Source organism: Bacillus sp. FJAT-29790, from assembly GCF_019039215.1.
Classification (GTDB): Bacteria; Bacillota; Bacilli; order Bacillales; family Cytobacillaceae; genus Cytobacillus.
On sequence record NZ_JAHNZZ010000001.1, the window covers coordinates 2,755,700 to 2,780,155 of the forward strand.

Annotated in this window: 23 protein-coding genes, 1 pseudogene and 1 riboswitch; of the genes and pseudogenes, 3 read left to right on the forward strand and 21 right to left on the reverse strand. The window is 39.6% G+C overall.

All coding sequences use genetic code 11. The annotated features are described in order from the left end of the window. Positions 1 to 224: 224 nt before the first annotated feature. The 19 genes from BGM26_RS13005 to BGM26_RS13095 all read right to left on the reverse strand — a co-directional run bounded on the left by BGM26_RS13005 (position 225) and on the right by BGM26_RS13095 (position 19,399). On the reverse strand, positions 225 to 1,124 hold the full coding sequence (locus tag BGM26_RS13005) for a fumarylacetoacetate hydrolase family protein (RefSeq protein WP_217040217.1): 900 nt from the start codon (positions 1,122 to 1,124) through the stop codon (positions 225 to 227). 271 nt (positions 1,125 to 1,395) lie between these two features. Beyond that, entirely contained in the window at positions 1,396 to 2,172 is a 777-nt protein-coding gene (locus tag BGM26_RS13010; protein ID WP_217040218.1) for an IclR family transcriptional regulator, read from the reverse strand. 66 nt (positions 2,173 to 2,238) lie between these two features. Then, complete coding sequence (locus BGM26_RS13015; RefSeq protein ID WP_217040219.1) at positions 2,239 to 4,443, reverse strand: dihydroxy-acid dehydratase domain-containing protein; 2,205 nt, start codon at positions 4,441 to 4,443, stop codon at positions 2,239 to 2,241. Further along, the gene (locus BGM26_RS13020; protein ID WP_217040220.1) at positions 4,440 to 5,714 is read right to left on the reverse strand and encodes a nickel pincer cofactor-dependent isomerase, group 22; all 1,275 of its coding nucleotides are present in this window, start codon (positions 5,712 to 5,714) and stop codon (positions 4,440 to 4,442) included. The genes BGM26_RS13015 and BGM26_RS13020 overlap by 4 nt, the downstream gene beginning before the upstream one ends. 399 nt (positions 5,715 to 6,113) lie before the next feature. Beyond that, positions 6,114 to 7,175 carry a TRAP transporter substrate-binding protein gene (locus BGM26_RS13025; RefSeq protein ID WP_217040221.1) on the reverse strand — a complete coding sequence of 354 codons (1,062 nt, stop codon included), beginning with the start codon at positions 7,173 to 7,175 and terminating at the stop codon, positions 6,114 to 6,116. Between the two features lie 501 nt (positions 7,176 to 7,676). After that, positions 7,677 to 8,381 carry an ATP-binding protein gene (locus tag BGM26_RS13030; RefSeq protein WP_367949308.1) on the reverse strand — a complete coding sequence of 235 codons (705 nt, stop codon included), beginning with the start codon at positions 8,379 to 8,381 and terminating at the stop codon, positions 7,677 to 7,679. Positions 8,382 to 8,389: 8 nt separating this feature from the next. Next, on the reverse strand, positions 8,390 to 8,896 hold the full coding sequence (locus tag BGM26_RS13035; RefSeq protein WP_217040223.1) for an ECF transporter S component: 507 nt from the start codon (positions 8,894 to 8,896) through the stop codon (positions 8,390 to 8,392). Continuing rightward, complete coding sequence (locus BGM26_RS13040) at positions 8,886 to 9,470, reverse strand: cob(I)yrinic acid a,c-diamide adenosyltransferase (RefSeq protein ID WP_217040224.1); 585 nt, start codon at positions 9,468 to 9,470, stop codon at positions 8,886 to 8,888. The genes BGM26_RS13035 and BGM26_RS13040 overlap by 11 nt, the downstream gene beginning before the upstream one ends. A gap of 246 nt (positions 9,471 to 9,716) precedes the next feature. Next, positions 9,717 to 10,157, reverse strand: coding sequence for a bifunctional adenosylcobinamide kinase/adenosylcobinamide-phosphate guanylyltransferase (locus BGM26_RS13045; protein WP_217040225.1), 441 nt, complete (start codon positions 10,155 to 10,157; stop codon positions 9,717 to 9,719). After that, positions 10,109 to 10,726: a histidine phosphatase family protein gene (locus tag BGM26_RS13050; protein WP_217040226.1), complete on the reverse strand. Its 618-nt coding sequence runs from the start codon at positions 10,724 to 10,726 to the stop codon at positions 10,109 to 10,111. The genes BGM26_RS13045 and BGM26_RS13050 overlap by 49 nt, the downstream gene beginning before the upstream one ends. Then, complete coding sequence (gene cobS / locus BGM26_RS13055; protein ID WP_217040227.1) at positions 10,684 to 11,475, reverse strand: adenosylcobinamide-GDP ribazoletransferase; 792 nt, start codon at positions 11,473 to 11,475, stop codon at positions 10,684 to 10,686. The genes BGM26_RS13050 and cobS overlap by 43 nt, the downstream gene beginning before the upstream one ends. Then, positions 11,472 to 12,365 (reverse strand): cobyric acid synthase, encoded by an 894-nt coding sequence (locus BGM26_RS13060; protein ID WP_217040228.1) that lies wholly within the window; start codon positions 12,363 to 12,365, stop codon positions 11,472 to 11,474. The genes cobS and BGM26_RS13060 overlap by 4 nt, the downstream gene beginning before the upstream one ends. A 2-nt stretch (positions 12,366 to 12,367) precedes the next feature. After that, positions 12,368 to 12,937 (reverse strand): bifunctional adenosylcobinamide kinase/adenosylcobinamide-phosphate guanylyltransferase, encoded by a 570-nt coding sequence (locus BGM26_RS13065; protein ID WP_217040229.1) that lies wholly within the window; start codon positions 12,935 to 12,937, stop codon positions 12,368 to 12,370. 86 nt (positions 12,938 to 13,023) lie between these two features. Then, the gene (gene cbiB, locus BGM26_RS13070) at positions 13,024 to 13,980 is read right to left on the reverse strand and encodes an adenosylcobinamide-phosphate synthase CbiB (protein WP_217040230.1); all 957 of its coding nucleotides are present in this window, start codon (positions 13,978 to 13,980) and stop codon (positions 13,024 to 13,026) included. Next, positions 13,977 to 15,446: an adenosylcobinamide amidohydrolase gene (locus tag BGM26_RS13075; protein ID WP_217040231.1), complete on the reverse strand. Its 1,470-nt coding sequence runs from the start codon at positions 15,444 to 15,446 to the stop codon at positions 13,977 to 13,979. Before BGM26_RS13075 ends, cbiB begins: the two co-directional genes overlap by 4 nt. Positions 15,447 to 15,449: 3 nt before the next feature. Then, positions 15,450 to 16,505 carry a FecCD family ABC transporter permease gene (locus BGM26_RS13080; protein ID WP_217040232.1) on the reverse strand — a complete coding sequence of 352 codons (1,056 nt, stop codon included), beginning with the start codon at positions 16,503 to 16,505 and terminating at the stop codon, positions 15,450 to 15,452. After that, on the reverse strand, positions 16,471 to 17,442 hold the full coding sequence (locus BGM26_RS13085) for an ABC transporter substrate-binding protein (protein WP_217040233.1): 972 nt from the start codon (positions 17,440 to 17,442) through the stop codon (positions 16,471 to 16,473). Before BGM26_RS13085 ends, BGM26_RS13080 begins: the two co-directional genes overlap by 35 nt. Before the next feature lie 149 nt (positions 17,443 to 17,591). Continuing rightward, positions 17,592 to 17,778: riboswitch (cobalamin riboswitch) on the reverse strand. Between the two features lie 349 nt (positions 17,779 to 18,127). Beyond that, positions 18,128 to 18,904, reverse strand: coding sequence for a hypothetical protein (locus BGM26_RS13090; protein WP_217040234.1), 777 nt, complete (start codon positions 18,902 to 18,904; stop codon positions 18,128 to 18,130). 240 nt (positions 18,905 to 19,144) lie between these two features. Further along, positions 19,145 to 19,399, reverse strand: a complete 255-nt coding sequence (locus BGM26_RS13095) for a hypothetical protein (protein WP_217040235.1) — start codon at positions 19,397 to 19,399, stop codon at positions 19,145 to 19,147. A 111-nt stretch (positions 19,400 to 19,510) separates the two neighbouring features. On the opposite strand from BGM26_RS13095, the gene mgtE reads away from it, so the two are divergent. After that, a complete protein-coding gene (gene mgtE / locus BGM26_RS13100) occupies positions 19,511 to 20,869 on the forward strand; it encodes a magnesium transporter (RefSeq protein ID WP_217040236.1) in 1,359 nt (452 codons plus the stop codon). 150 nt (positions 20,870 to 21,019) lie between these two features. Continuing rightward, complete coding sequence (locus tag BGM26_RS13105) at positions 21,020 to 22,216, forward strand: FtsW/RodA/SpoVE family cell cycle protein (protein ID WP_217040237.1); 1,197 nt, start codon at positions 21,020 to 21,022, stop codon at positions 22,214 to 22,216. A 46-nt stretch (positions 22,217 to 22,262) separates the two neighbouring features. Here BGM26_RS13105 and BGM26_RS13110 read toward each other — a convergent pair whose 3' ends face one another. Further along, positions 22,263 to 23,129 (reverse strand): sulfite exporter TauE/SafE family protein, encoded by an 867-nt coding sequence (locus BGM26_RS13110; protein WP_217040238.1) that lies wholly within the window; start codon positions 23,127 to 23,129, stop codon positions 22,263 to 22,265. 404 nt (positions 23,130 to 23,533) lie between these two features. Here BGM26_RS13110 and BGM26_RS13115 point away from each other — a divergent pair, with 404 nt between their 5' ends. Then, a complete protein-coding gene (locus BGM26_RS13115; RefSeq protein WP_217040239.1) occupies positions 23,534 to 23,971 on the forward strand; it encodes a Dps family protein in 438 nt (145 codons plus the stop codon). A 303-nt stretch (positions 23,972 to 24,274) separates the two neighbouring features. Here BGM26_RS13115 and BGM26_RS21555 read toward each other — a convergent pair. Next, a pseudogene (locus BGM26_RS21555) lies at positions 24,275 to 24,415 on the reverse strand (ABC transporter); the annotation flags it as partial. Between the last annotated feature and the right edge of the window lie 41 nt (positions 24,416 to 24,456).

The following is a 24,456-nucleotide window of genomic DNA, read 5'->3' on the forward strand; positions in this document are numbered from 1 at the left end:
CGGGGAGCGACGGGAGCCTCCTCGGCGTTACCGCCTGCGGGGTCTCCCGCTTCCCTCTATTCCCGCAGGAGTCAAGTGCCCTCCGCTCCAATCAACTCAGATTATTAAATTAAAATCACATTATAAAAGCAACAAACTTTACGAAAACATCCTTTTATTAAAATGTTGGTCCAATTCTCCAAATTCCAGAGTCATGCTGTTTTAATATTTCAGCTTTCGTTAATTTAATTTGCATTCGTTAGCGACAAATTTTGAGATTTTGCTGGATTCCTCAAAATTCCAATTTCAGGAATTTCTATCTCTATTACATCATTATCATTAAGAGTAAATTCGTTTGGTGGAACTACACATGTGCCTGTCATCAACACAGTGCCATCGAAGATATCGTTATCTCTAATCAAGTAATCTACTAATTCATTTAAAGTTCGTTTTAGTTGCTTAACTTTGGCTTCCCCATCAAACACTTTTTCATCGTTTCTATAAATACGGCAAATGATTTTTAACTCATACGGATCTTCAACAGCATCTTTTAGTAAAATAGCCGGGCCGATCGAACATGAATTTTTCCATATTTTTGCCTGTGGCAAATAAAGCGGATTTTCCCCCTCAATATCACGGCAGCTCATATCATTTCCAGCTATATATCCAAGGACAGTTCCTTCTTTATCAATGACAAGGCCAAGTTCCGGCTCCGGAATTTGCCAGTTGGAATCAGAGCGTAAATAAACCGGATCGTTTGGACCAACCGTTCTGGCAGCTGTTGATTTAATGAAAATTTCAGGACGCTCAGCATCATAAACTTTGTCGTAAAATGTTTTGCTGTCCAGCTTGCCATTTGTAGCTTCATAGTTACGAGCTTCTTTACTTTTTTCATATGTTACACCTGCCGCCCATACTTCCGGTGCATCAATTGGTGTAGTAAGCTTTACCTGTTCTAATTTTTTTTCACTTTTGCTCTTACTAACTTCCTCTGAAACAACTTGTAACGCTGATTTACCATTTTCACGAGCGTAGTAAACTAATGACATAAAATCGGGATATGGCAGATCAAAAACAATATTGTCAACTGAAACTGCTGCTAGTTGTTTTAGATTATGACCATTCACATATCGAATAATTCTCATGGCTAATGCCTCCTCATTTTTCATTTTGGCTCTTTGAATCTTGCCTGTTGATTTCCGCTCTAGGCGCTCGTTTCCGCGGGCGGTCCGGGAGCCTCCTCGGCGCTATCGCGCCTGCGGGGTCTCCCTTTGACTCGCTATTCCCGCAGGACGTTGATTAATCATCTTCGAATAAACACCTTACGAAGAAAATGCGAATGCATTCTCGAGGATCTCGCGCCTTCCGCTCCAATCAACAAAATGCAAAAATCAACAGTGCGCTTTAACACAGCCTTCATTTTATTAAGTGTTTTTCAAATTCATATCCAAGTTCTTCAGAGATTTTCCCAGTACATTCTTGAAGCAGCTTCACATAATGTTGCAATGCTTCCTCATCTCTTTTTGCGGCTGGAGTAGAGATACTTACTGCCGCAATCGTTTTTTCAGAATAATCTTTAATAGGTACAGCTACACAGACGATACCCGGCTCATTTTCTTCATTATCTAGGGCGTACCCACGGATTCGTACATTTGTGATTTCTTTTAAAAGCTGTTCCTTTGAACCGATTGAATTAGGCGTGGGTCTTGTATAGTGATATCCTTCAAGTAATTGATCAAGTTCATTATCTGTTTTTGCAGCGATAAGGGCTTTGCCAACCGCACTTGTATGAATGGGTACGCGACGTCCAATACGTGAATAAAAAACGGTAACACCGCTTCCCTTTACCTTGTCAACATAAACCCCTTCCTGCCCGTCTAATATGACTAGATGAACAGTCAAATTCGTTGTTGCAGATAACCATTCTAAATGTTTCCTAGCTACAACGTTTAAATCTAAATGATCGATGACGACATTGCCCCGCTCAAATAGTTTTAATCCGAGCATATATTTTCCACTTTCTTCCTTTTGCGAAATGTATTGATGAGATTGTAACGTTTTTAATAAAGAGTGGACGGTACTTTTATGCAAATTCATTCTTTTGCTGATTTCTGTAATAGATAGTTCTCGTTCACGTTCATCAAATAAATCTAGTATTCTTAATGCACGGTCTACTGATTGAATAATGGGCATCTTAATCTTCCTCTCTGACTTGTCGTGGTATTTTTGTTATTAACCCACATTCATATTTTAGCTTATTTAATTCGATACGATTGATTTTGTATGGAGTACTATATCTTTCTCATAATCCAATACAGCATCTTCTTGAACTGCCAATGGAACAACTCCGTTTGCTGCATCTGTATGTCCATACATCCGGTTACTGGCAGCTACACTTTTTTGGCGTAATTTCATTTTTTGTTTTCTTTCTTTAACAAGTAATTGCCGCTCATCCTTTAGTTCATCAGAAAAATCATAGACAATTTCTCCAGCAAACAATTTTTTCTCATTTAATAAATCGATTCTTCGGCCTCTCAATCGCATATGAAGTACATCACCCGTTTGAAGAAATCCAATACCTCCGCCTTCGTAAGCTTCTGGTGTCATATGACCAATAGCCGCTCCATACGTTACTCCTGAATATCGGCCATCACTAATAATCGTAGCTATTCTTTTCATCACCCTGCTGGCATTAATATGTTGCATCGGTGTAAACATCTCTGGCATACCATATGCAATAGGTCCCTGCCCTGCAATGATAACCGCAAGTTTTAAAATCCCATCACTTGCCATTGCATCAAATAATTCTTCGTATCCTTTTCCTTTTAAGTGCTCCCATTCCGATTCCTTGTTGTATTTGATCATAGCTAGTAAAGATTCATGAGTAAAAAGCCTCTGATCGCGAATCTGTGTTAACAGATTCGAATCTAATAATTTGCGATTCGCATCATCTTCGTTCTCAAAGTAAAGGACAAAGGCAAGTTTATCATCGAATTGATCGAGCTGAGGCGTTGGCATTCCGCTAATTTTAACCACTGCACTTTCGAAGAAATTTCCTTTAAGAACATCGACCCCACTGAATGAACGACGCGGATTCGATAAAATAATCGGATTCTCTTTTACATTCAAAGCTTGTAAGCTTTTCGTGATGGCAAGCCGTTCTTTCCATGTCTTTGCAGCAACCGTTGGTGCTTCCTCGTCCATTGGAACGCCATTATTAATTAATTCGTAAAAAAGTGTTTCCATCCCTCTGCTTGTTCCACTGCAACATTGCATAGCAAGGGAATAAATATCTCGACCTTCTGTTAAGCTATAGTCGAAAAGATCCGGGATAGGATGTGAATGATGAATTTTATCCAGATCCCATAAACTAAACTCGTACCCTGCATATAGCATAGCTGCCACTAGATGCATCATTAAGTTTGTGGAACCTCCAGATGCGCTGTGTATACGAATTGCGTTTTTAATATTGGCAGCAACAATATTAGATACACCGTATTTTTCATCATTAATCATTGTTGCAAAGCTATCAAGCACTGAATTAATTTGTCTCTGGGTAGGTGGATCAGTCAAAAGTTCAACTGCTGGATGAACGAGACCAAGCCCCGCAACTAAATGACGCGAACTATTTCCGGTACCATTAAAGGCACAAACACCGCCTTGGCCGTCACATGTAGCTACAGCAAGACGCATTTCAAAATACTTATGCTCTTCTTTCGTCAAAATACCTCGCTCATATGCCCGCTCAAAAACACCTTGAAATGCTGTGTTGGAAGAACATTGCAATATATATGCCATTGTATCTCGCAAATCAATTGCGACGTCAGTAGCTCCTTTTACTTCCGCTTTCTTAGCGAGTGCTTCTAACTCTTTTATTACATCCTCTGGTATTGTCCCTCCTTGAAGAACATGGGCAGGCGCAAAAGTAGCAAAAAACGGTGCCTCTCCCCGGCTTCGTCGCAGGCGATCAATATGTGCCAGTGCACTAACTACACCTAATGGCTGTTTATCACAGCCTTGAATAACAAATGCACCGTGGTAGCTATGAGCTTCAAGCTGGTTGACAACCATTTCTGCCACTGCGTTCCGGCTTTGCAGTGAATAGCTCATTCCTTGATTACTCTGTGCTGTTCCATCGCACATTACGGGTGTGGAGAAGTAAAATGGCACCCCCCCATTTTGCCAAATGCGAATTGCAGCCCTTGCAGAAGTTTGAAAATCCATAATATGAGCCGGATGATCAGATGAGCCGCCAATAATAGCAATACGCGGAGCATTTCTTTCCAGACGCATATAAATTTCTTCTAATGTCCAATCCGGTTTTCCGCCTTCATATGTAGAACCTAAGATTTGTTTAGATCTGTCTAAAAGCCCCGCGACTGTAATTGGCTCGTTCGCTTTGCCTTGAACGTTATCGCGATATGGATTAACATCATTTTCAATAAGAGGATAGAGCAAATTCATTTATTTACACTCCCTATTAATCTATTAAAAATCCATTCCGTAGGTTCTGATAATATTTGAATATCTTTATTTTTTTTGGCTTCTTCCACCATGCTCTCAGAAATCCAAATTTCCCCAATATCCAAAGTGTTTTTTATTCTTACTACTCTCGCCTTCGTTAAGTCAAAAGCATTGCATGTTTTTATAGCCGCCTTAACAGCTAATTCGTCATTTTCAAGGACCATCGGCAATTTAATAACGTCAATTACTGTACTTGTAAGGGCATTTGCATAACCCTTTTCCCAAATTATTTGATCCGCAACAGCTTTTGTCGTCATATCAGCCATACCAATGCCATTAGCGTTACCTTCTGTTTTTTCAGTTAAGCCTAATACAACAGTTCTTTTTACCTCGGGACCGCCACTTGCATATGGTGTGGCAAATCGTCCAGTAATATTTGGGTCCATTCCGTCACCTGAAATATCTTTTCCAAGCTCATTTACAACGAGGACATCTATTGAATCAAAAGGAATTTTCGGCATTAATGATTTAGCATCTTTCAACAAATCAGATTCCTTTTTTTCTACTTCTTCAATCGGAACTGCAATCACCTTGGCAGGTCGGTCATAAGCATTTTCAATTGTGGCAAGTCCAAATATTAGCGGCGTTTTTTCAATAGCCATCCTGGCCATAGCAATAATATGCTCAGCCATATACTTAAAGCTGTAAGCATGAGCAGCTTCCGCACCCTTTTGCTTCCCTAGACCAATCGTAATCATTTTCATTAATCCGCTCTCGACAGGACCTCGAAAGGCTGTATGAGGTTTTACCCTATTAATGACGACCACTTTATCGGCTTCATATGCTTGCTTATCAAAATAAACTGGCAACCCATTCGGTAATTCCCCTATCTTTACTACTTCCATTGAAGATATAATTGGAGCCTCGACAGCTTCCTCCGTGACTCCTAGTTGTTTAAGGACATCACGTTGTCCATCTGCTTTGGCTCCTCCATGGCTCCCCATTGCTGGTACAATAAAAGGTTTCCCTCCTACGCTTTTAATAGCTAGGACTGTTTCTCTTACTAGTACCGGGATATCTGCCACGCCACGGCTGCCGACCGCGATTGCTACTCTGTCACCTGATGCTATTCTTTCTAGCACCTTCGTTTCATTCAATGTTTTCCTTACTTCTGCTCCTACATCTAATAATTCTGGAGCATTGAATTTTTGTTTTATTTTGACCATTTTTGGAATGGGAATGTCCTTTAATAGCTGATTAATAATATCCATGGATTTCCCCCCTTCTAATTGAAATATACCGAGTTCATTTAAGTGAAAGAAGATAAACACCTAGAAAAAATAGAATCAGTGATACGAGAACAAATAAATGAACAATAAAACAGCAGTTATTCACTTGATAAGCATTTTGTTTTATACTGTAAAATTCAGTTTTGAAATATTGATAGATTTTGTTTATTGGGCTTTTTGTCCCTTATCGAACTCTATCATTTTTTCATTCAGAAATTCCTTAACTATTTTATGCTGGTTATAAAAGAAAAATGTATTTCTCTGTATTTTCAATTAACCTATTAAATAGCTTCAATTAAATTCGTTTTCTATTTCCTCTAGAATAGAAGAGTAGCCGGAAGTCTGACTCGCCTTTACACTTCCGGCAAAGTTAGTTAGTTGTTACTTATTTTTCTCAATTTCAGCGTAATATTCATCTACAATACTCTCGCCAATTTGACCTTTATACTTTTCAATAATCGGCTGTACTTTTTCTTTAAACTTGTTAAACTCTGATTCTGGAACCTCTGTAAATGTCATGTTCTCTTTTAAGCCTTCAAGGGATTCTTTTGCTACCTCACGTGTACGTTCTCTGTTAAATTTACCTGCTTCTAAAGCAGCTTCTTTAATAATTACTTGCTGCTCAGCAGAAAGTTCGTCCCATATTTTTTTACTAAATAAGAAGATAAAAGGAGTATATACATGATTAGTGTTAGAGATATGTTTCTGGACTTCAAAATATTTACTCAGCAAGATAGTCGGATATGGGTTTTCCTGACCATCAACTGTGCCTTGTTGTAGCGCTGTAAACAATTCTGTAAAGGCCATAGGAGTTGGGTTGGCCCCAAGAGCTTTCCATGCATCCAGGTGAATGGAATTTTCCATTGTACGAATCTTCATACCTTTCAAATCATCCACACTGGAAACAGGACGAACATCATTCGTTAAGTTTCTAAATCCATTTTCCCACCAAGCAAGTCCTACAAGGTCTTGTTGATCAACCATTTCTAACATTTTCGTTCCAAAAGGTCCATCCAACACTTTATCCGCCACTTGCTCATTTGGAATGGAGAATGGAAGATCAAAGACACCATACTCTGGAATAAAGTTAACAAGTGGAGATGTCGATGGAATCGTTATTTCAAGTGTTCCGAATTGAAGCATTTCAATTGCTGTACGGTCATCTGCAATTTGCCCGGAACTATACACTTCAATTTCAAAATCATCTGTTTTACTTTCTACTATTTCTTTAAATTTCATTGATGCTTCATATTCAGGGTGTTTATCATTTACGCCGATACTAACACGCAGCTTTCTAGCTTCACTTTTTTTACCACTGTCTGAAGAATCTTCAACAGGCTTTGCTACACTTTTACTCCCCGCAGATTGATCTCCGCCACACCCGGCTAAGAATAGCACTCCGAGCATCATAGCGAAAAGAATTGCAAAAGAAAGTTTTCTCATTGTTACATTCCCCCTAAATTTAATTTATAGTAAGAGATTTTCTCTTAATACCAAAATAAACTCACATTTTATTAGGATAAAAAAAGCTCACATTGAACCGCTAAAGTTATTACAATTTAAACAGCTGAAAAATACTAGGAAAGTATTACGAAAGCGATAATAACGCTTACATTTCAGAATAAACGAAAGATTGACTATAAAAATATAAAAACACTAAATTTTGTTCTATATTATAAAACTCGATTCAGAAATACAAAACTTAAAAATATTATATCCCTCAATTTTCCTAATTGTCAATATATTTTCAATGTTGCAATTATAATTATTAAGAAATTGATAGAATTAAACGATGGTAATAAAAAACGGAAAATAAAACTAAATAACAACCGAATATGCTCTATAACAGAACAGGAAACTGAAAAAGGGTATGATTTCTCTCGAAATCATACCCTTTTCACAATGAATGACTTAACCGCACACACAAAAAAAACATGTCGTCAGTTAGACTAGATGTATTTCATGTAAATATCGTCCTGTCATGGATTTAATTTCGATTTGCATTTCAGGGGGATAAACGGCTACAAGACAAGTGGACGGACCAGATGATTTATGAATGTCTAGGCTTGTCTGTATTTCAGCGGCACAAAACTTTCGATTGGAAAACAGTTGGTTCAACTCATAAAGGATTCCTTTTGAACCTACGGGTAAGGTAATAACATCTTTCAGTGAACATATTCGCTGAAACAGTGCTAACGGAGCTACCTCAACTTCTCTTTCGACTACCTCATGCCCTACTAGCGGGGCCCCAATTACGGCAATTTTCATTTGCTTCGAAAAATGAAGCGGATTTATCAGACTATCGTTCTCCTTTTTCCCAAGAACGGTCATCCCAACCGCCGATTGCAAAAGGGGAAAATTGCTTTCTGTACTTCCATTCACCTGAGCATCATTAAGAGATAGTTCTTCTAGCCCTTTGTTAATTCCAGCAATTAGAGCGGGCCATGCCCCGTCCCCACAAAAATTCTGTAGGATTACGGAAAATGGCCGTGCTCCTGCAGACATACATTCCATGGCAGCCACTCTAAAAGAATAATAGGCCACTGTTTCATATGGGACCTGAACCGCATCCATTTCCTTAAGTCCAATCCCTCCGCTATTATCACTAGCAACTACAATGGATTTTTCATGATTAAAGGGAATAATCAATACATCCCTCATTCGTTCGTACTTGCCTTAGAAAGCATTGGCTCCATTATACGAGCTAACCTCGGAATGACGATAAAAGCTACAAACGTATTTAGAACGGAACCGATGAAAAGAGAAGGTACGATCGACAAATAAAATGCTTTACTCATCAAAAATAAAAACGGCAGCGGCGCAGCGAAGGTGTTTCCCAATACGAAGAGAGCACCCGCCTGCCACCTTTTTCCGCTTCTATAAAGGATGGAAAAAACAAAAGCTAAGAAAGCCATTTCTACTGCAATGAGTCCATGAAGCGGCCCTAATGGCATTCCCCCTAATAATGCAGACATTAGATGCCCCACCCCAGCAACAACTGGGCCTGCCGCTCCGCCTAATAGGGCAGAGGCAAGCAGGGCGGGAAAAGCATCTAAAGCAACACTGCCGATGATAGCAGGAATTTTAATTGCTGCACCAACAACAGATAAAGCTGTTAACATGCCAATCCAGGTCAAACTCAAACTCTTCTTTCTATTTTTCATCCTTGCGTTTCCCCTCCCGAAAAACCTTTGCACTGCGGATATACTCAACATCACTTCTTTTTAAGCGGAAGTTAATTACTCTTGCCAGAGCAAAGAAGTAATCTGACAAGCGATTAATAAACTGAAGAGCTGTTTCAGAAATCTCAGGATCTGCTTTCATTAAGGAGACAACCAGCCTTTCAGCTCTTCTTGTCACCGTGCGAGCAATATGGATCGATGCGGATGCAGGGGCTCCACCAGGTAAAATAAATCTTTCTAGTTTCGGAGCTTCTTCGGTAAAGGCATCGATTTTCTTTTCCAGGTAATCTACCGATTCTTTTGTTAACTTCAATTCGCGGCCTTTTATTATATTCGCTAAATCTCCGCCGCAATCAAATAACTCATGCTGAATTTTTTCTAGATCATCCAGCACATCTTGAAAAATAGCAGGGTCTAGCTGTGTCATGGCCTGACCGACAAAGCAGTTCACTTCGTCAATCGTTCCATAAGCTTCAACTCGTACGTCATCCTTTTCCACTCTTCCACCAATAATACTTGTCTTTCCCTTGTCTCCAGTACGCGTATAAATTCTCATGTTTATTTCCCCTTTATCATCATTTTAATTGGCTCAATCCTAAGAGATCATGCTTTATAGCTAAAGAAATTCAGTGCACCAGAAAACCCTCTATGAGGCCTGTTTTTCCCTTTTTGGGGAGTTTTTTAGACTCATGAACCCCCTTATGTGAGTGAGGTCAAACCCTTTCAGTCATCCTCATTTCTAATCATGTGGATTAGATTTTTCACTTAAGTTTTCGATGGTTTAGTAAGAACTCAACACAGTTTACTTTATTTGCTGGCCAATTCCATACCATATTAGATCTGCCCGCTCTGCTGCTGCAGCTGCATCCTGATAGACCCATCCTGTTACATCCCGCCATTTACGTTCTTCTGCAAGCATAGGAACAATTCCTTTCGTGATATCCGTTCCTATTAAAATAATTTTTCTTTGATGACCTTCTTTTTCCCACTCCAGCCATGTTTGCAACAGCTTGCGCCATCTCTCCCGTATTTCGTGGACATCTAAATGATTAGCCCAATCCTTTAGCCAAATTTCGATGCCTTCTAGAATCAAAATCCTACTCCCATTGTATTCACTCAGACAGTCAGGGATGTGATTTCCTTTATAAGCAGAGAACCACAAGTGGGGCGTTTCCTTCAACTGATAGGTTTCCCTTACCCATTTAGTTTTGCCGTTAAAGGCACCTCCTGTAACAAAGTGCATCGTTCTCCCTCCCTCAGAACTTCTAATGACCAAATAAGTTCATAGCCATTGCCATGCGGAATTTTCCACTCCCAGAAATCTTTTGCTTCAGGTGCATATTTTGTTAATAAATGCCGGATGACCCCGCCATGTGTCATAATCGCAGCCTTTCGGACGTTTGAATCGATGATTTTCTTGATTGCTTTTTCCCATCCGGCCTGTACCCTAGTAGAAAATTCAAAAAAGGATTCACCCTCTGGAGGTTTGACAGTGAATGGGCTCCCCAACCATTTCTGGTATTCTGGATCATGTTTTAATTCTCCATAAGTCTTTTTTTCCCATTGGCCGAAGTTCAATTCTCTTAATTCACTTAGAATTAGCGGGTTACAAGCTTGAAACATGATTTCCATTGTTTCAAGGCATCTGTTCAAATCACTTGAAAAAAAGAGTTCGTACTCGTTATCGTTTGCTTGCATTTTTTCCTTTTCTATCAGGCAAAGGGGTGAATCGGTCCACCCAAGATAAGCATGGCGCTTATTATCCTCTGTCAGCCCATGACGAAATAATGCAATAGCCACAGTGTCATCCATAGCAGCACCTCTGTCCCTTCCACAGCTGCCCCGAGGACATCTCCAGTCATCCCTCCAAACCAGCTGATTATCTTTTTTGAAAAAAAAAGTATGAGGAATATCGAAACAAGAATAAATGCAGTGGTACCCCATAATGCCTGGTCCATAAATAATCCTATAACGACATGAAGAAGCACGACATAAACAGGATAGACCAAAAGAGTTCTACGAGTGGATGCATGTTGAAATAATGAGCCTAGTCCTTCTTTTTTAGCTGCTTTTACTCGTAATAACAGTACACCCATAACCATCTTGCTGAAAAAAGGAATAAAGGCTATAAATAGATAGGATGCAGGGTTCACAAATAACGTAATTTCATATATAAACAGGAACCGAGTGCTGAGCAAGACAAGAATTGAAATGACACCAAACGCACCGGTCCTCGGATCTGTCATGATCTCCAGTCTTTTTTCCTGATCTTGATAGGAAAAAAAGGCATCACTTGTATCCATCCAGCCATCAAGATGAATTCCACCAGTTATGATGATGCCAGCTAGCCAAACTGCAAATGCCGCGGTAAGCGCGGAGAAAGGAGTCCAATGGAGCATGGCATACAAGGTAAATGCGTAAATCCCTCCCTGAACAAGGCCAAGTATCGGAAATGTCTTAATTGCTTTTTCAAGATGCTCTTTATCCATTGGCAAAGATAAGGGTATGGGAATGGAAGTAAAAAATTGAAGATTGATTAATAATCCTTTAATCCATTTCATGAACCATTTCTCCAATTAAAGGGAATCTCCTTCAACTTTTCCCAGTCGAGATGCGCTAATAATTTAGAGGCTAGTTCATTATATTTTTGATCTGCCATTTTATTATCTTCAACAGACTCATTGGAATCAGAAGGTTGGATGACGTCAACTTCCACTCCTGCGTCATTTGGCATCGATAAAGAGTCTTCTTCAGGAATCATATGGTTTTCTAAGTACGGAAGCACACCAATCACTGGAATGCCTGTCTTCTCCTCAATCCATTTAACTCCATTTTCGAATAAAGAAAGATCGCCACGGAACTTATTGATAATGATTCCCTTTATTCTTACTCTTTCTTTATAAGTAAGTAGCTCTAGCGTACCAACGATGCTGGCGAATACGCCGCCCCTATCAATATCAGCTACCAAAATAACCGGTACATCAGCCATTTCAGCAACCTTCATATTCACAAGCTCTTTTTCTTTTAAATTGATCTCAACCGGACTTCCTGCCCCTTCCATCACAAGGAGGTCATAGTCCTTGCTTAATGTCTCAAGCGCAGTTTGGATTGTTTCCAATCCTTTTTCATAGAATGAATCCCGGTAACCTTTACCTGATAATGTTTCAGTCACTTTCCCAAGCAAGACAACCTCTGAACGCTCATCAGTTCTAGGTTTAAGCAATATGGGATTCATCCAAACGCTCGCTTTCGTTTTCGCGGCTTCAGCCTGAATTCCTTGCGCCCTGCCAATTTCTTTCCCATTTTTCATGGTATAGGTGAAATTTGACATGTTCTGCGATTTAAAAGGAGCAACCCGGTATCCCTCATTTGCAAACGCACGGCAAAGACCTGTAGCAATCAGGCTTTTCCCTACATCCGAAGCTGTTCCTTGAATCATTATCCCTTTCATGGTCATCCTCCTTTCATCAGTAGTGGAATGCCTGCCTCAACGAGATAAGCCTGTTTCGCTTTTATTACTAGTTGCTGATGGAGATGGGCTAGCATTCGTCCATAAATAAAAACCATTTCATTATCACCAATTGGTTCATGAAAAATCTCATTGCTGACGACAATGAGTACATGGGATCTGCACTGAATCTGTTCAATCCCCTCCAAAATGGAATCCATGACCTGTTCCTGAAAAACGGGATCCAGCCACTTTCCATCCGAATGGAAAAATTCATTGTTTAATAGAGTTGTCAAACAGTCCAACAGAACAATATCTTTACCGTTAAAAGCCCCTGATAGCTTGGTTAAGTGAGTAGGGTGTTCCCATGTTTTCCAATTAAACTTACTTTCTGATCGGTCTTGTCGATGCTTGGCTATTCTTGCTTTCATCTCGGGATCACTGTGTTGGCCTGCAGCAATATAATGAAGATGGCCTCCGGTTTCGCAAGCAATTTCAGTAGCCCGCTTTTCGGCAAAGCTGCTTTTCCCACTGCGAACACCGCCTGTAATAAAGATTAACGATGATTTTTCCACCTTATTCCCCAAACCCCCATTAATCACAGAAATCAATTCTTTGGCAAGGCATAGGGTTGATTATTGACTCATACAAAGATTGAGGATTAGAACCATGTGTCAATAAGCATTCCTCCTAGCCATAGTAGTAATATGAATAGTAAAACTGTATTTGTAACGATTTTATTTACTTTAAGGATATGACCTTTTTCTAATGGAACAAGCGAGTTACCCATTTTTGCCCGATTAGAAATGATCCCTTTATAATAATTCACGCCTCCCAGTTGGACACCCATAATTGCCGCTACAGCCGCTTCTCCCCAGCCGCTATTAGGGCTTGGATGTTTTTTCGCATCTCTCATTAAAATATGCCATGCTTCCCGGCAGCTTAATTTTTCAAAACGATTGCTCAACATCATACAAAAGGAAGTTAGCCTGCTCGGAATCCAATTCACCACATCATCAAGACGGGCGGATGCCCATCCAAAGTCTTTATATTTCTCATTTCGGTAGCCAACCATTGAATCACAGGTGTTAATCGCTCGGTAGGCAAGGGCAAGTGGCGCTCCGCCAATGATTGCCCAGAATAAGGGAGCTGTTATGCCGTCACTCGTATTTTCAGCGACTGTTTCAACCGCAGCCCTGACGATTTCAGGCTCATCCAACATTGAAGTATCTCTGCCAACAATATATGAAAGCTTTTGGCGGGCCACGTCCATATCTCCTCTTGCAAGTGGTTCATAGACTGAAAGGGCCGCCTCCTTAAGACTTTTTTGTGCGATAGCTGTGGAGATAATGACACCTTCTATCAAAATACCGACCACTGGATGTATCCAATAACCCACCCCAATGATAAGAAAAACAATACCTGTCACGACAAACAATAAAGTAAAAAGCATCCAAATACCTTTTATTTTTTTAAAGCTGCCGCTGTTCCAGCTTTTATCAAGCCGATGAATCAACGAACCCATCCATCTAACGGGATGCGGCCAGTTCGGAGGATCTCCAATAATCAGATCAAGTGCGAATGCTATCGTTATGGCAAGAAGGTGATAAGTAATCATTTCATTACTCTATTTTTGTATTTTTGAATGGCTTCCCCTGTACATTCATAGACACCTTTTCCGATCACTTTTCCAAGGGGGGTAATGGTTCCAGCGTATTCCAGCTTTTCGCCCCGCTGGGTGGCCGCCACCAAAATGCTGTCAGTGGAAGTCCCGGTCGCGATCGTCCCGGTTACAGAATCCTTGACTGCTTGATCGAACATTATTTTCACCTTCGCCTCCGTCGCCGTCATAATACTTTGGATAAAAGCTTCCTCTGTCAGCTCTCCGTTGACGAAAATCCAAGTGTTAATCTTCCCGGGGACAAGCTGATTCGTATGTTTTCCGCTTCTAGCTGCATCGACAGCATTTCCTACTCCTGCCGTTACTAAAATAAAAACAGAAAATCCAACTTCCTTGTATAAACGGTAACTGACATCCTCAAGCACTACAGCTGTCATCATCCCAACTGTTCCTTCCGGCTCAAAGCCGTGTGCTTTTAAATAATCCGCCATTTCCTTCCGATGGTCACTACAATTATAGTCTTTTTCCACATGTCTATTTACGAACGTTTGATGCCAGCCTGTCCCTGAACCAACTACCCCGGAAGACATCGTTCTTAGCGGGAGCGGTGACCTTAGAACAATATATTTCTCTGATTGTTCAAGAAGGGTTTCATCAATATAACAATCCTCTTCTCCTTCTAAACAACATTCAGGAAGCAGAACCATTTGTGGGGCTGGTACTTTTGGATGTGGCTGTTTTTCAATTTTAGTATTGTACACCTCCCGAATCCTTTCTTCCTTAAGAACTTCAGTTGGCGTGTCATTAATATTAATTTCCCCATTTTCTAACAGCAGAAGTTTGTCACAGTATAGCCCAGCCAAATTCAAATCATGGAAGATCGAGATAACGGTCAGTCCCCGCTCCTTTGTCCATGTTTTTAAAAGATCAAGTAAATCCTTTTGAAAGGAAAGATCCAAATGGTTAGTCGGCTCATCTAGCAGTAAAATTTCTGGTTCCTGTGCAAGTGCCTGAGCTAAGAAAACTCGCTGTCGCTCTCCACCTGATAATTCATGTATATAGTTGTTTTCGAAATGAAAAATACCTGTCTGTTCCATTACTTGCTGGATGATGCTCTCATCTTTTTGGGACCAGGATTGAAACCAGCCCTTCTGATGTGCATACCTTCCAAGCGAAACCGTTTCTTTAACCGTATAGGAGAACGCCTGAGTTGTATGCTGGGGAAGCACAGCAATGATCCTAGCCAATTCCTTTACCGAATAATCCTGTAGGGGCTTCCCTTTCAATTTGATCGTTCCTTGGTCAAATGGCAGTATCCCACTTAGCATCATCAGCAATGTTGTTTTCCCGCTCCCATTCGGCCCTAAAATCCCGAACAATTCGCCGTTTTTCACGTCAAATGTAAGATTCTTCAATATCGGGGATTCCGAATATCCGCCTGTTAGTTGTTGAATGCTAAGCATCGTTTATCCCCTTCTTTCCGTTCGTCTATTCATTAAGATTATCGCAAACACCGGTGCCCCAATGAGAGCCGTAATCACGCCGATTGGAAGCTCGGTTGGAGAGATAATTGTTCGGGCGACAAGATCTGCTAGTATTAGGAATCCAGCACCTATAAAAATCGAAAGCGGCAATAAATGCTTATGGTCTGGCCCCCATAATAGCCTCGTTAAATGAGGGATAACGAGCCCGACGAACCCAATCGTTCCTGAAACAGCCACCGCCGCACCAGTCAAAATGGAGCCGGCAATTAAGATTAGCATCTTCCTTTTTTGGACATTTACGCCTATATGCTGAGCTCTTTCTTCACCGAAAGACATCGCATTTAATTCATGGCTATTTGCAAAAAGAATGATGGAGCCGATAATAAAAAAAGGCATGATAATTTTAATATAGGCCCAGCCCCGCATGGAAACACTGCCAAGCAACCAGCCGATAATTTGCCGTAATTCCTCTCCCGTTAGCGCAATCATAAGCGAAATAAGTGCACCTAAAAAGGAACTGAAAATAATCCCCGTTAAAATAATTGTTTCTACTTTCATGGAGCGTTCAATGTTACGGGCGAATATCATAACTAAAAAAATGGTAAGGAATGAAAACAAAATACTCAATAATGGCAAAGTAAACATACCCGCCATTGGAATGGAAATGCTGAAGAACAGTGTTAGTACGGCACCCACGGAGGCACCGGAAGAAACGCCAAGTGTATATGGATCTGCAAGCGGGTTTCTCAATAAACCTTGAAAGGCGGCTCCCGCTATTGCGAGAGACGCCCCAACCAAGCCTGCTAAAATAACTCTTGGCAGCCGAATATTCATGACGATATTCGAGTACATTGGATCAATGCCTTCTGAAGGTGACATGAAGATTTCAGCACCTATTATTTTAATAATCGTTATAGCCGGTACAGAAACTGTTCCAATTGAAATTCCTAACAATATCGCCACAATAAGAAAACATACAGCTGTCCAATAGGCAAAAATTTTATTATTTAAATGTTTCCGGGTAAATCGCTTTTGCAAGGTCCTCTACTCCTTCAACAAGCCTCGGTCCTGTGCGGTTAATCCTTTCAGAATCTATATCCACTACTCTCTTATTTTTTACCGCCGCGACATCCTGCCATCCTTCCCTGCTTAATACTTGTCCAATAGGGTCTTCCGTATAGTATCCATGAGTTGTGATGATTACATCCGGATTTTTTTCAATGATGGCCTCTGGATCAATTTTTGGCCAATTCTCTTCCGTAACCACATTTTCAGCATGGATCAAATGAAGAATTTCATCCATGAAAGTATTCTTTCCTGCTGCATAAATTTCTGGAGCAGGAGACACTTCAATAAAAACAGATTTCCGGTCTTCTTCTTTTATTTCCTTTGCTTTTGCGATTATTTCTTCAAGATTTTCTTTCATGTCAGATATAATCTCATCCGCTTTTTCTTTTTCCCCAGTTATTTTCCCAATTATTCCAATTGAATCAAATACCTGATCGAAGTTTGTTGCATTGTTTACAACAAAGACAGTAATTCCGGAATCCCTTAACTGCTGAAGAGCGTCTTTGGAACCTTCAGCATATGACGCATGAGCGAGTACAAGATCTGGACTTAATGAAAGAATTTTCTCTACATTGAAATCCATCCCGCCAATCTTTTCTTTTTCATTCGCTTCTGCTGGATAATTGTCATAATCTGAAACACCGACGACTTGTTTACTCAATCCTAAACCAAATGCAATTTCTGTATTGCTTGGAATCAGAGATACAATTCTTTCAGGCTTTGCATCAATGACAACTTCATTATCAAGAGCATCTTTGATTGTAACAGGAAAAGCGGACTCATCCTTCTGGACGGATTCTGTTTTCTCACCAGTACTTTCCTTCGGTTTTTCAGTACTTGTACCGCAGCCTGCCAGTACTCCAGCAGTTAGTAAAAGGGTAAATAATAAAGAATAAAGCTTTTTCATCCGTCATTCCTCCTGAGATTCAGAAAAGCGCTAGCGCCTTACTTAAGAAAATATAAAAACAAAAAAACATCCCCACAATTAATATGGAGATGTTCGAATAGGCATACTTTAAATAACCCTTTTCAAACACCCCCTATCCTCGTAGGTTGTTGGTGCGCAAGAATCAGGCAGGTCTCCTGGCTCATGGTCATCGCTTTCTGCCCCTTCCCATACATGATTGTACAGTGGTCATTGCAGTGAGCTCCCATTTACAGTGGCGGGACCGCGTTGGAATTACACCAACTTCCCTTTTAAGTCTTCAAAAGAAATGAATAAACATTCTTATCTTTTTCTTTTATGGAAGACACCCATTCTCTTACATATGTAATCAAATTCGCCTTGGCGTATTTGCGCCCAGATTTTTATCGAGCTTGCTCGATAAATTCCTTTAAAAAATCTGAGGCATCTGCCGGAGGCTTAACTTTATTCAGCCGTGTTTGAACCCCCATTGAATTGGTACCTATTTGCATTCATCACGCCATTATAGAAGTGCAGACTTCTGCTGAATAAAGTTAAATTTCCGCTAATTTCGATTATACACTATTATTTTGAATACAAATTGAAGGATATTCGAAAAGTTGCCGAGATACTGGCTAAAGTCGCTGATATTTCCAAAATGTCGCCGATAAAATGGAAAATGCCCGATTTACCGGCCGTATATATTCCATTCCTTTGACTTTTTATCAAAGACGAGCTTTGCATCACAAGGTTCCTTAATGATATTTTCATATTCATTATACATATCGTCCATATCATCAAAATCGCCAATTGCCCAAATTGGCATTTCAATTTTTGCCCGATTTTGTTCATAGTCCTTAATTGAAAGAAGAACACCTTCTTTCATCAATGGTTTTAATGCATAAAAGATATCCTTTGAAATAGGAGGATATGTTCTTGTTTTCTTTATCCCAAGCAAGGATTTCTCAACCTTGATCAGCCCCATTTTACGCGGGATAGTCTCCCCAAGCACCCTGTAAAAATCATGAAAATCACGGTAATAAGTCTTATTAAACCAACCATCATCATGAGCTAAGTATACATACCGGTTGCTTAGATAATTATAAAAAGGGAGCTTCAAATGGTCTTTCAAATGACCGAGATAAAGAAGTTCAGCAATTGTCTGACCTGGGAGCTCATTTAATAATTCTTCCTCTTCAAAATCAATCCAACAGAAATTTCCATACCCATATACATCATCTTCCATAAGCTTGTTCAGTTTGTCTCTTGACACATATTCGAGTGATGTGTGCATATTAAAATCACCATGATCAAATCGATGCTTTAACAAAAGAAGATTGTTAAGCGAATCGGACAAGCACGCCGCAAACTCGGCAAATTCAATTCCGTATGTGATGACAAATTGATCTTGTTCATTTAGATGTATGTAAATGAGATCACGAATACCATGGTTCCTTTTTTTCAATAGTGAAACCTCCGAACATAATAAGAAAAGCTTCGTGCGCTTTTTATGACGAACGGGTTCAGCTTTCCTAAACGATACAACTTTATTTTAGCAAAAAGAGAGCATATTTTCAGTTATTTATATTTTTAATATTTCTTTCTAATTTTACCCTATAAAAGCAATTATACAAAAATCCCCTGGAATTTGTGGCATTATTCATTATAATTTCATTTTTATCACCTTTTTAACCTTAACGTCGTTTCAATCTGAAGCAAAATTTTCTATAATGATCATGGAATAATAAATAAATACTGTTTTATTGTTGTTTTTAGCCTTGAGATTTTGCCCGTTGATTTCCGCTGCGGGCACTTGCTTTCCGCGGGGAGGGACGGGAGCCTCCTCGGCGTTACCGCCTGTGGGGTCTCCCGTTCCCTCTATCTCCCGCTGGATACTGAATTTACATCCTTGAATCTGCCCACGCACGAAGGAAAAGCGATAGCATTTTCGAGGAGTCAAGTGCCCTCCGCTCCAATCAACTCAGATTATTAAATAAAAATTACATTATAAGAACAACAAACTTTACGAAAAGAGCCTAAGTAAACAGCCGGCGGAAGGAGCGTGAGAAGTTTGATTCAAAACATGACGGAAAACCAAATCACTCTTCACATCATTAAAGTATTAAAAGAAAATAAGAAAAAAGAATTTGAAACGATTATCGACGAATTGCAGCCCTATGATATTGCACAAATTTATGAAAACCTGCCGGAAAAGCATAAAACACGCTTTTTACTTTATTTAAGTTTCGATCAGCTTGCAGAATTAATCGAAGAGCTTAACAAGGAAAAACAGCTAGAAGTATTAAATAAACTCGGGATTGAAAAAACAGGAAAAGTCCTCGATTTAATGGACAATGATGACTTGGCATCTCTTTTAGATGATTTATCCCCTAATAAAATAGCTTCTCTTCTATCCGGAATGAAGAAGAGCGAATCGCAAATTGTCCAGGACATCATGAAATACCCGCCTGAATCAGCCGGTAGATTGATGACAAATCGATTCGTATGGATACGGGATTACTATACTGTGAAGGATGCGGTTGGAAAGCTGAAAACATTTGCTGAATTTGCCGAAACCATTAATTACTTATATGTAATTGATCAGGATCGGAAGCTTGTTGGGGTCGTTTCCTATCGTGACTTGCTAATCGCAGAGCCCGATGAACTGATTCAAAATATCATGTATGAACGGGTCATTTCCGTTACTGTGACGACCGACCAGGAAGAAGTCGCCACTCTTGTTGAAAGATATGACTTTCTTGCTATCCCTATCGTCAGTGAAGATAACGTGCTAATGGGAATCGCTACGGTTGATGACATCATTGACGTTGTCATCCAGGAAGCAAATGAAGATATTGAAAAGCTTTCCGCTTCTGGTAAGTCGATTGATTTTGATACGAAGGCTATTATCGCTGCCTATCGCAGGCTCCCTTGGCTGATTTTGCTCTTATTCATTGGTCTTATCTCAGGAAGTATTATTAGTGGATTCGAACAAACACTGGAAAAAGTCGTTGCGCTTGCCTTTTTTATGCCGATGATCGCAGGAATGACTGGGAATACAGGTACACAGTCCCTTGCCGTCGTCGTTCGGGGGCTCGTTTCTTATGATATTGATAAAGGTGTTGTTTTCCGGCTTATTATGAGGGAATTCGGTGTAAGTCTAATTATTGGCGTTACTTGCGGAATCTTGATTACACTTATCGCCTTTTTCTGGCAGGGAAGTGCCATTTTAGGTTTAGTCGTTGGAAGTTCCCTTTTTCTTACTCTAATCATCGGAACGCTAGCTGGGACGATTATTCCACTTATTTTATACCGATTTAATGTCGATCCTGCCGTTGCATCGGGTCCACTTATTACGACATTGAATGATATCTTTTCACTGATCACGTATTTTGGCATTGCTACCATGTTTATTAATCATTTAATGTAGCGCACGGATTTTTTATCCGTGTTTTTTTCTTTTAGAAACCAATTCACTCCCCTAATCGTCATATAGAGTAAGTAAATGAAAAAATTCATTGAAAGGGTAATTTTTCTTTGTTACGATAAAAAGGAATCGAATGGAAAAGGTGTAAATAAAATGAATAAGCCTATAAAAGTCTCCGATCGTTTTGATTGGACATTATGCTTGCTCTTATGTTTATTTTTTCTTATCAGTTGCATCGCCATATACAGCGGACAGTCGTCCGAGCAATACGCCGGTAACTTCGTGCTGAAACAAATAGTAAATTATGTGGTTGGAATTGTCATTATTGCGATAGTTATGTATTTCGATAGTGAACAAATTAAAAAGCTAACTTGGTTGTTATATGGATTTGGAATTCTGCTGCTAATTGGGCTGTTTATCGCACCCGACAGCATTGCACCAGAACGAAAAGGAGCCACACTTTGGTACGTTATTCCAAAGGTAGGCTTTTCCATCCAGCCATCAGAATTTGTAAAGGTCTTCCTAATCATCGCCCTCAGTAAAGTAATTGCTGATCATTACGAAAAATTTGTACAAAAAACGATAAAAACAGATGTTTTTCTTTTATTTAAAATTGGAATAACTACCGTAGTTCCTTTAGGGCTAATTATCGTCGAGGACTTAGGGACAGCCCTTGTGATTATTGCCATCGTGACTGGAATTATTTTGGCATCAGGGATTTCGTGGAAAATCATCCTTCCTATTTATGGACTAGGAGGAGCTTTTGCGGGAGCTGTTCTTTACTTCGTTATTTGGGCACCAGATATTTTAGAGAAACTTTTTAAAGTGAAGACGTACCAATTCAACCGAATTTATTCATGGCTTGATCCACAAAGCCATAAACAGGAGTCAGGGTTGCAGCTTGTTAAATCATTGCAAGCCATTGGATCAGGACTAATAACGGGGAAAGGATTTTATGAAAGACAAGTATATATTCCTGACAGCCACACAGACTTTATTTTTAGTGTGATCGGTGAAGAGTATGGATTTTTAGGCGGAAGTATTGTAATCAGTTTATTTTTTCTCTTAATCTATCATTTAACGAAAACAGCCCTTGATACGAAGGATCCCTTTAGTACTTATATTTGTGTCGGGGTCATCAGCATGATCACCTTTCACGTATTTCAGAATATCGGCATGACCATTCAAGTATTGCCGATTACAGGCATCCCGCTGCCTTTTATTAGCTACGGAGGCAGCTCTCTTATGGGAAATATGCTTGCGATGGGGTTAATATTCAGTATCAGGTATCACCATAAAACTTTTATGTTTGCTTCCGAATCAAAATATGTTGAAAAAAAAGACATATAACTGATTCTTGGACTAAAGGAGAGAGCAATCCGCTCTCTCCTTTCCCTTAACTACCTGTTGATTGGATTTTTCCCGCCTTGATTTTTATAAAGGTTCTTGTGAAAAATAAGACAATAAAGGCGGCTAGAAGAAATAGCCCGACGAAGCTTAAGCCTGCTAGTTTCAGTCCTACACTTAGCAAGGTTGCAATGTAAAGTCCAGACAAGAGAAAACTAATTTCTTTGTTTTCATAAAGGCCAGTCAGCCTTGCCCCAAACTGAGAACCGATTAGCCCTCCTGCCACTAACAACAGGCCGATTCTGTAATCGATTGAGATCGTAAAAGCATATGAGAGAAAACCAACAGATACAATAAGCAATATCGCGAACAAGCTTGTGCCTACGGCTTTTTTAGGCTGGATTCCTAAAAAGGCGATCGAAAGTGGAACCATAATAAAACCGCCGCCAACCCCTAGCGTTGTTGAAACCATCCCGGCAAACAAGCCTATGAGGATCATTTTTATAATTGATGTTGAAACAATGGAAGCACGTTCTTCATGCCTCCCTTTCCCTTGCCTTAGCATGGTTATCGCAAAATAAGAAAGCAGAATCATATAGAATAAGGGGATGGCCCACTCATCCCATCCTTTACTTCCTAAAAAGAGAACAAAAGGACGGGCCAGTTGGGTAGCTGCCATTCCGCTTAAACCAAGTATTAGCCCCTCTTTCCAAAGAACATTCTTTAACCGGATATGTGCCGTAATTCCCGATAATGACGTACCGATCGTAAATAACAGACTCGTCGTAATCGCTTCAAGCGGAGAATATCCAATTAACATAAGAATCGGCGTTAAAAGGAAACCTCCGCCAATCCCGAAAAAGCCCGACATGACACTAATAATTCCGCCCAAAAGAAAAAATAATAGTAACTCCATAAGGACTCCTTAATAATCGTTTCTTCCTATTATAAGTTAATTTCTTTGTTTTTACGTATATTTCATAAAATCTTAATCCCACTTTAGGAATTCAGGATCTTTTGTAATCTTATATTAAAGGCTTTGTTAAACAATTTTGTTGATAGACACACGGATTCGATCTACCTTCCGAGACGGGGTTCTCACAATCGCTCAAAAGACTCTCTTCCGGCAAAACCTCCCTGCTGTTCTTCATTTTTCAGTATTAATCACTAACAGAGCCATTTTAATATTTTATATATAATACTAAATAATAATTATTATAATTAAGTATTGATTTTAATTTTGTATTTGATATAATAAGAATAGAGCACAATCGATTTGTAATAATAGAAGTAAAACATAAATTTGAGGAGGCAATAAAGATGGAAAAATTACATTCAGCATTAAACGTACAAATTGCTAACTGGAGTGTCCTTTATACGAAGCTTCACCGTTATCATTGGTTTGTGAAAGGACCATTATTCTTTACGCTTCATGAAAAATTCGAGGAACTTTACAACGAATCTGCTAGTGTTGTCGATGAAATGGCAGAACGCCTTCTAGCGATTGGCGGCAAACCTGCTGCAACAATGAAAGAATACCTAGATCTAGCAACATTAGAAGAAACAGCGGGTGAGAGCAACGCAAATGAAATGGTCTCAAGCCTAGTAGCTGATTACAATCATTTGAAAAAAGAACTAAAGGAATTGGCTGAGCTTTCCGAACAGCACGGAGATGATGTGATCAATGACCTTGCTGTTGGATTATTAGTTAAGCTTGATACACATATTTGGATGTTCTCCGCTTACTTAGGAGAATAATTGAAAAACATAAAAGAGTCAGTGAAGAATATCACTGACTCTTATTTTTTGCAGGAATACCGTTTTAATAACGACTTTTTCTTATAAATCCGTCTACAAATGATTGTGTGAATCAACTTATTGTTGCCTAAAACAATTGAGGTTCTCATTATCTTTTAGATAAACGCTGGAAAATGTCTAAAGACTATTGCTTAGTTTATTATTAATAGTCGTGGTTGATAATAAACCACTATAGAAATTAACTAACCCTATATGTTGAAGTCACTTTCCCAGCTTGATAGCTAATCGATCAAGTTATGCCTGTTACTGCAATCCCTTTTCAATTTCTTTTACCATTTCTGTTACAGAAACGAGTCCGCCTCCAGAAAGGTACCAATAGTTTGGATCCAGATAAATGATATTGTCATTTTGGAATGCTTTTGTATTTTTGACTAAGCTATTTTCTGACTTGACAGCTGATCGGCGAATACGAATGCAAGGACGGT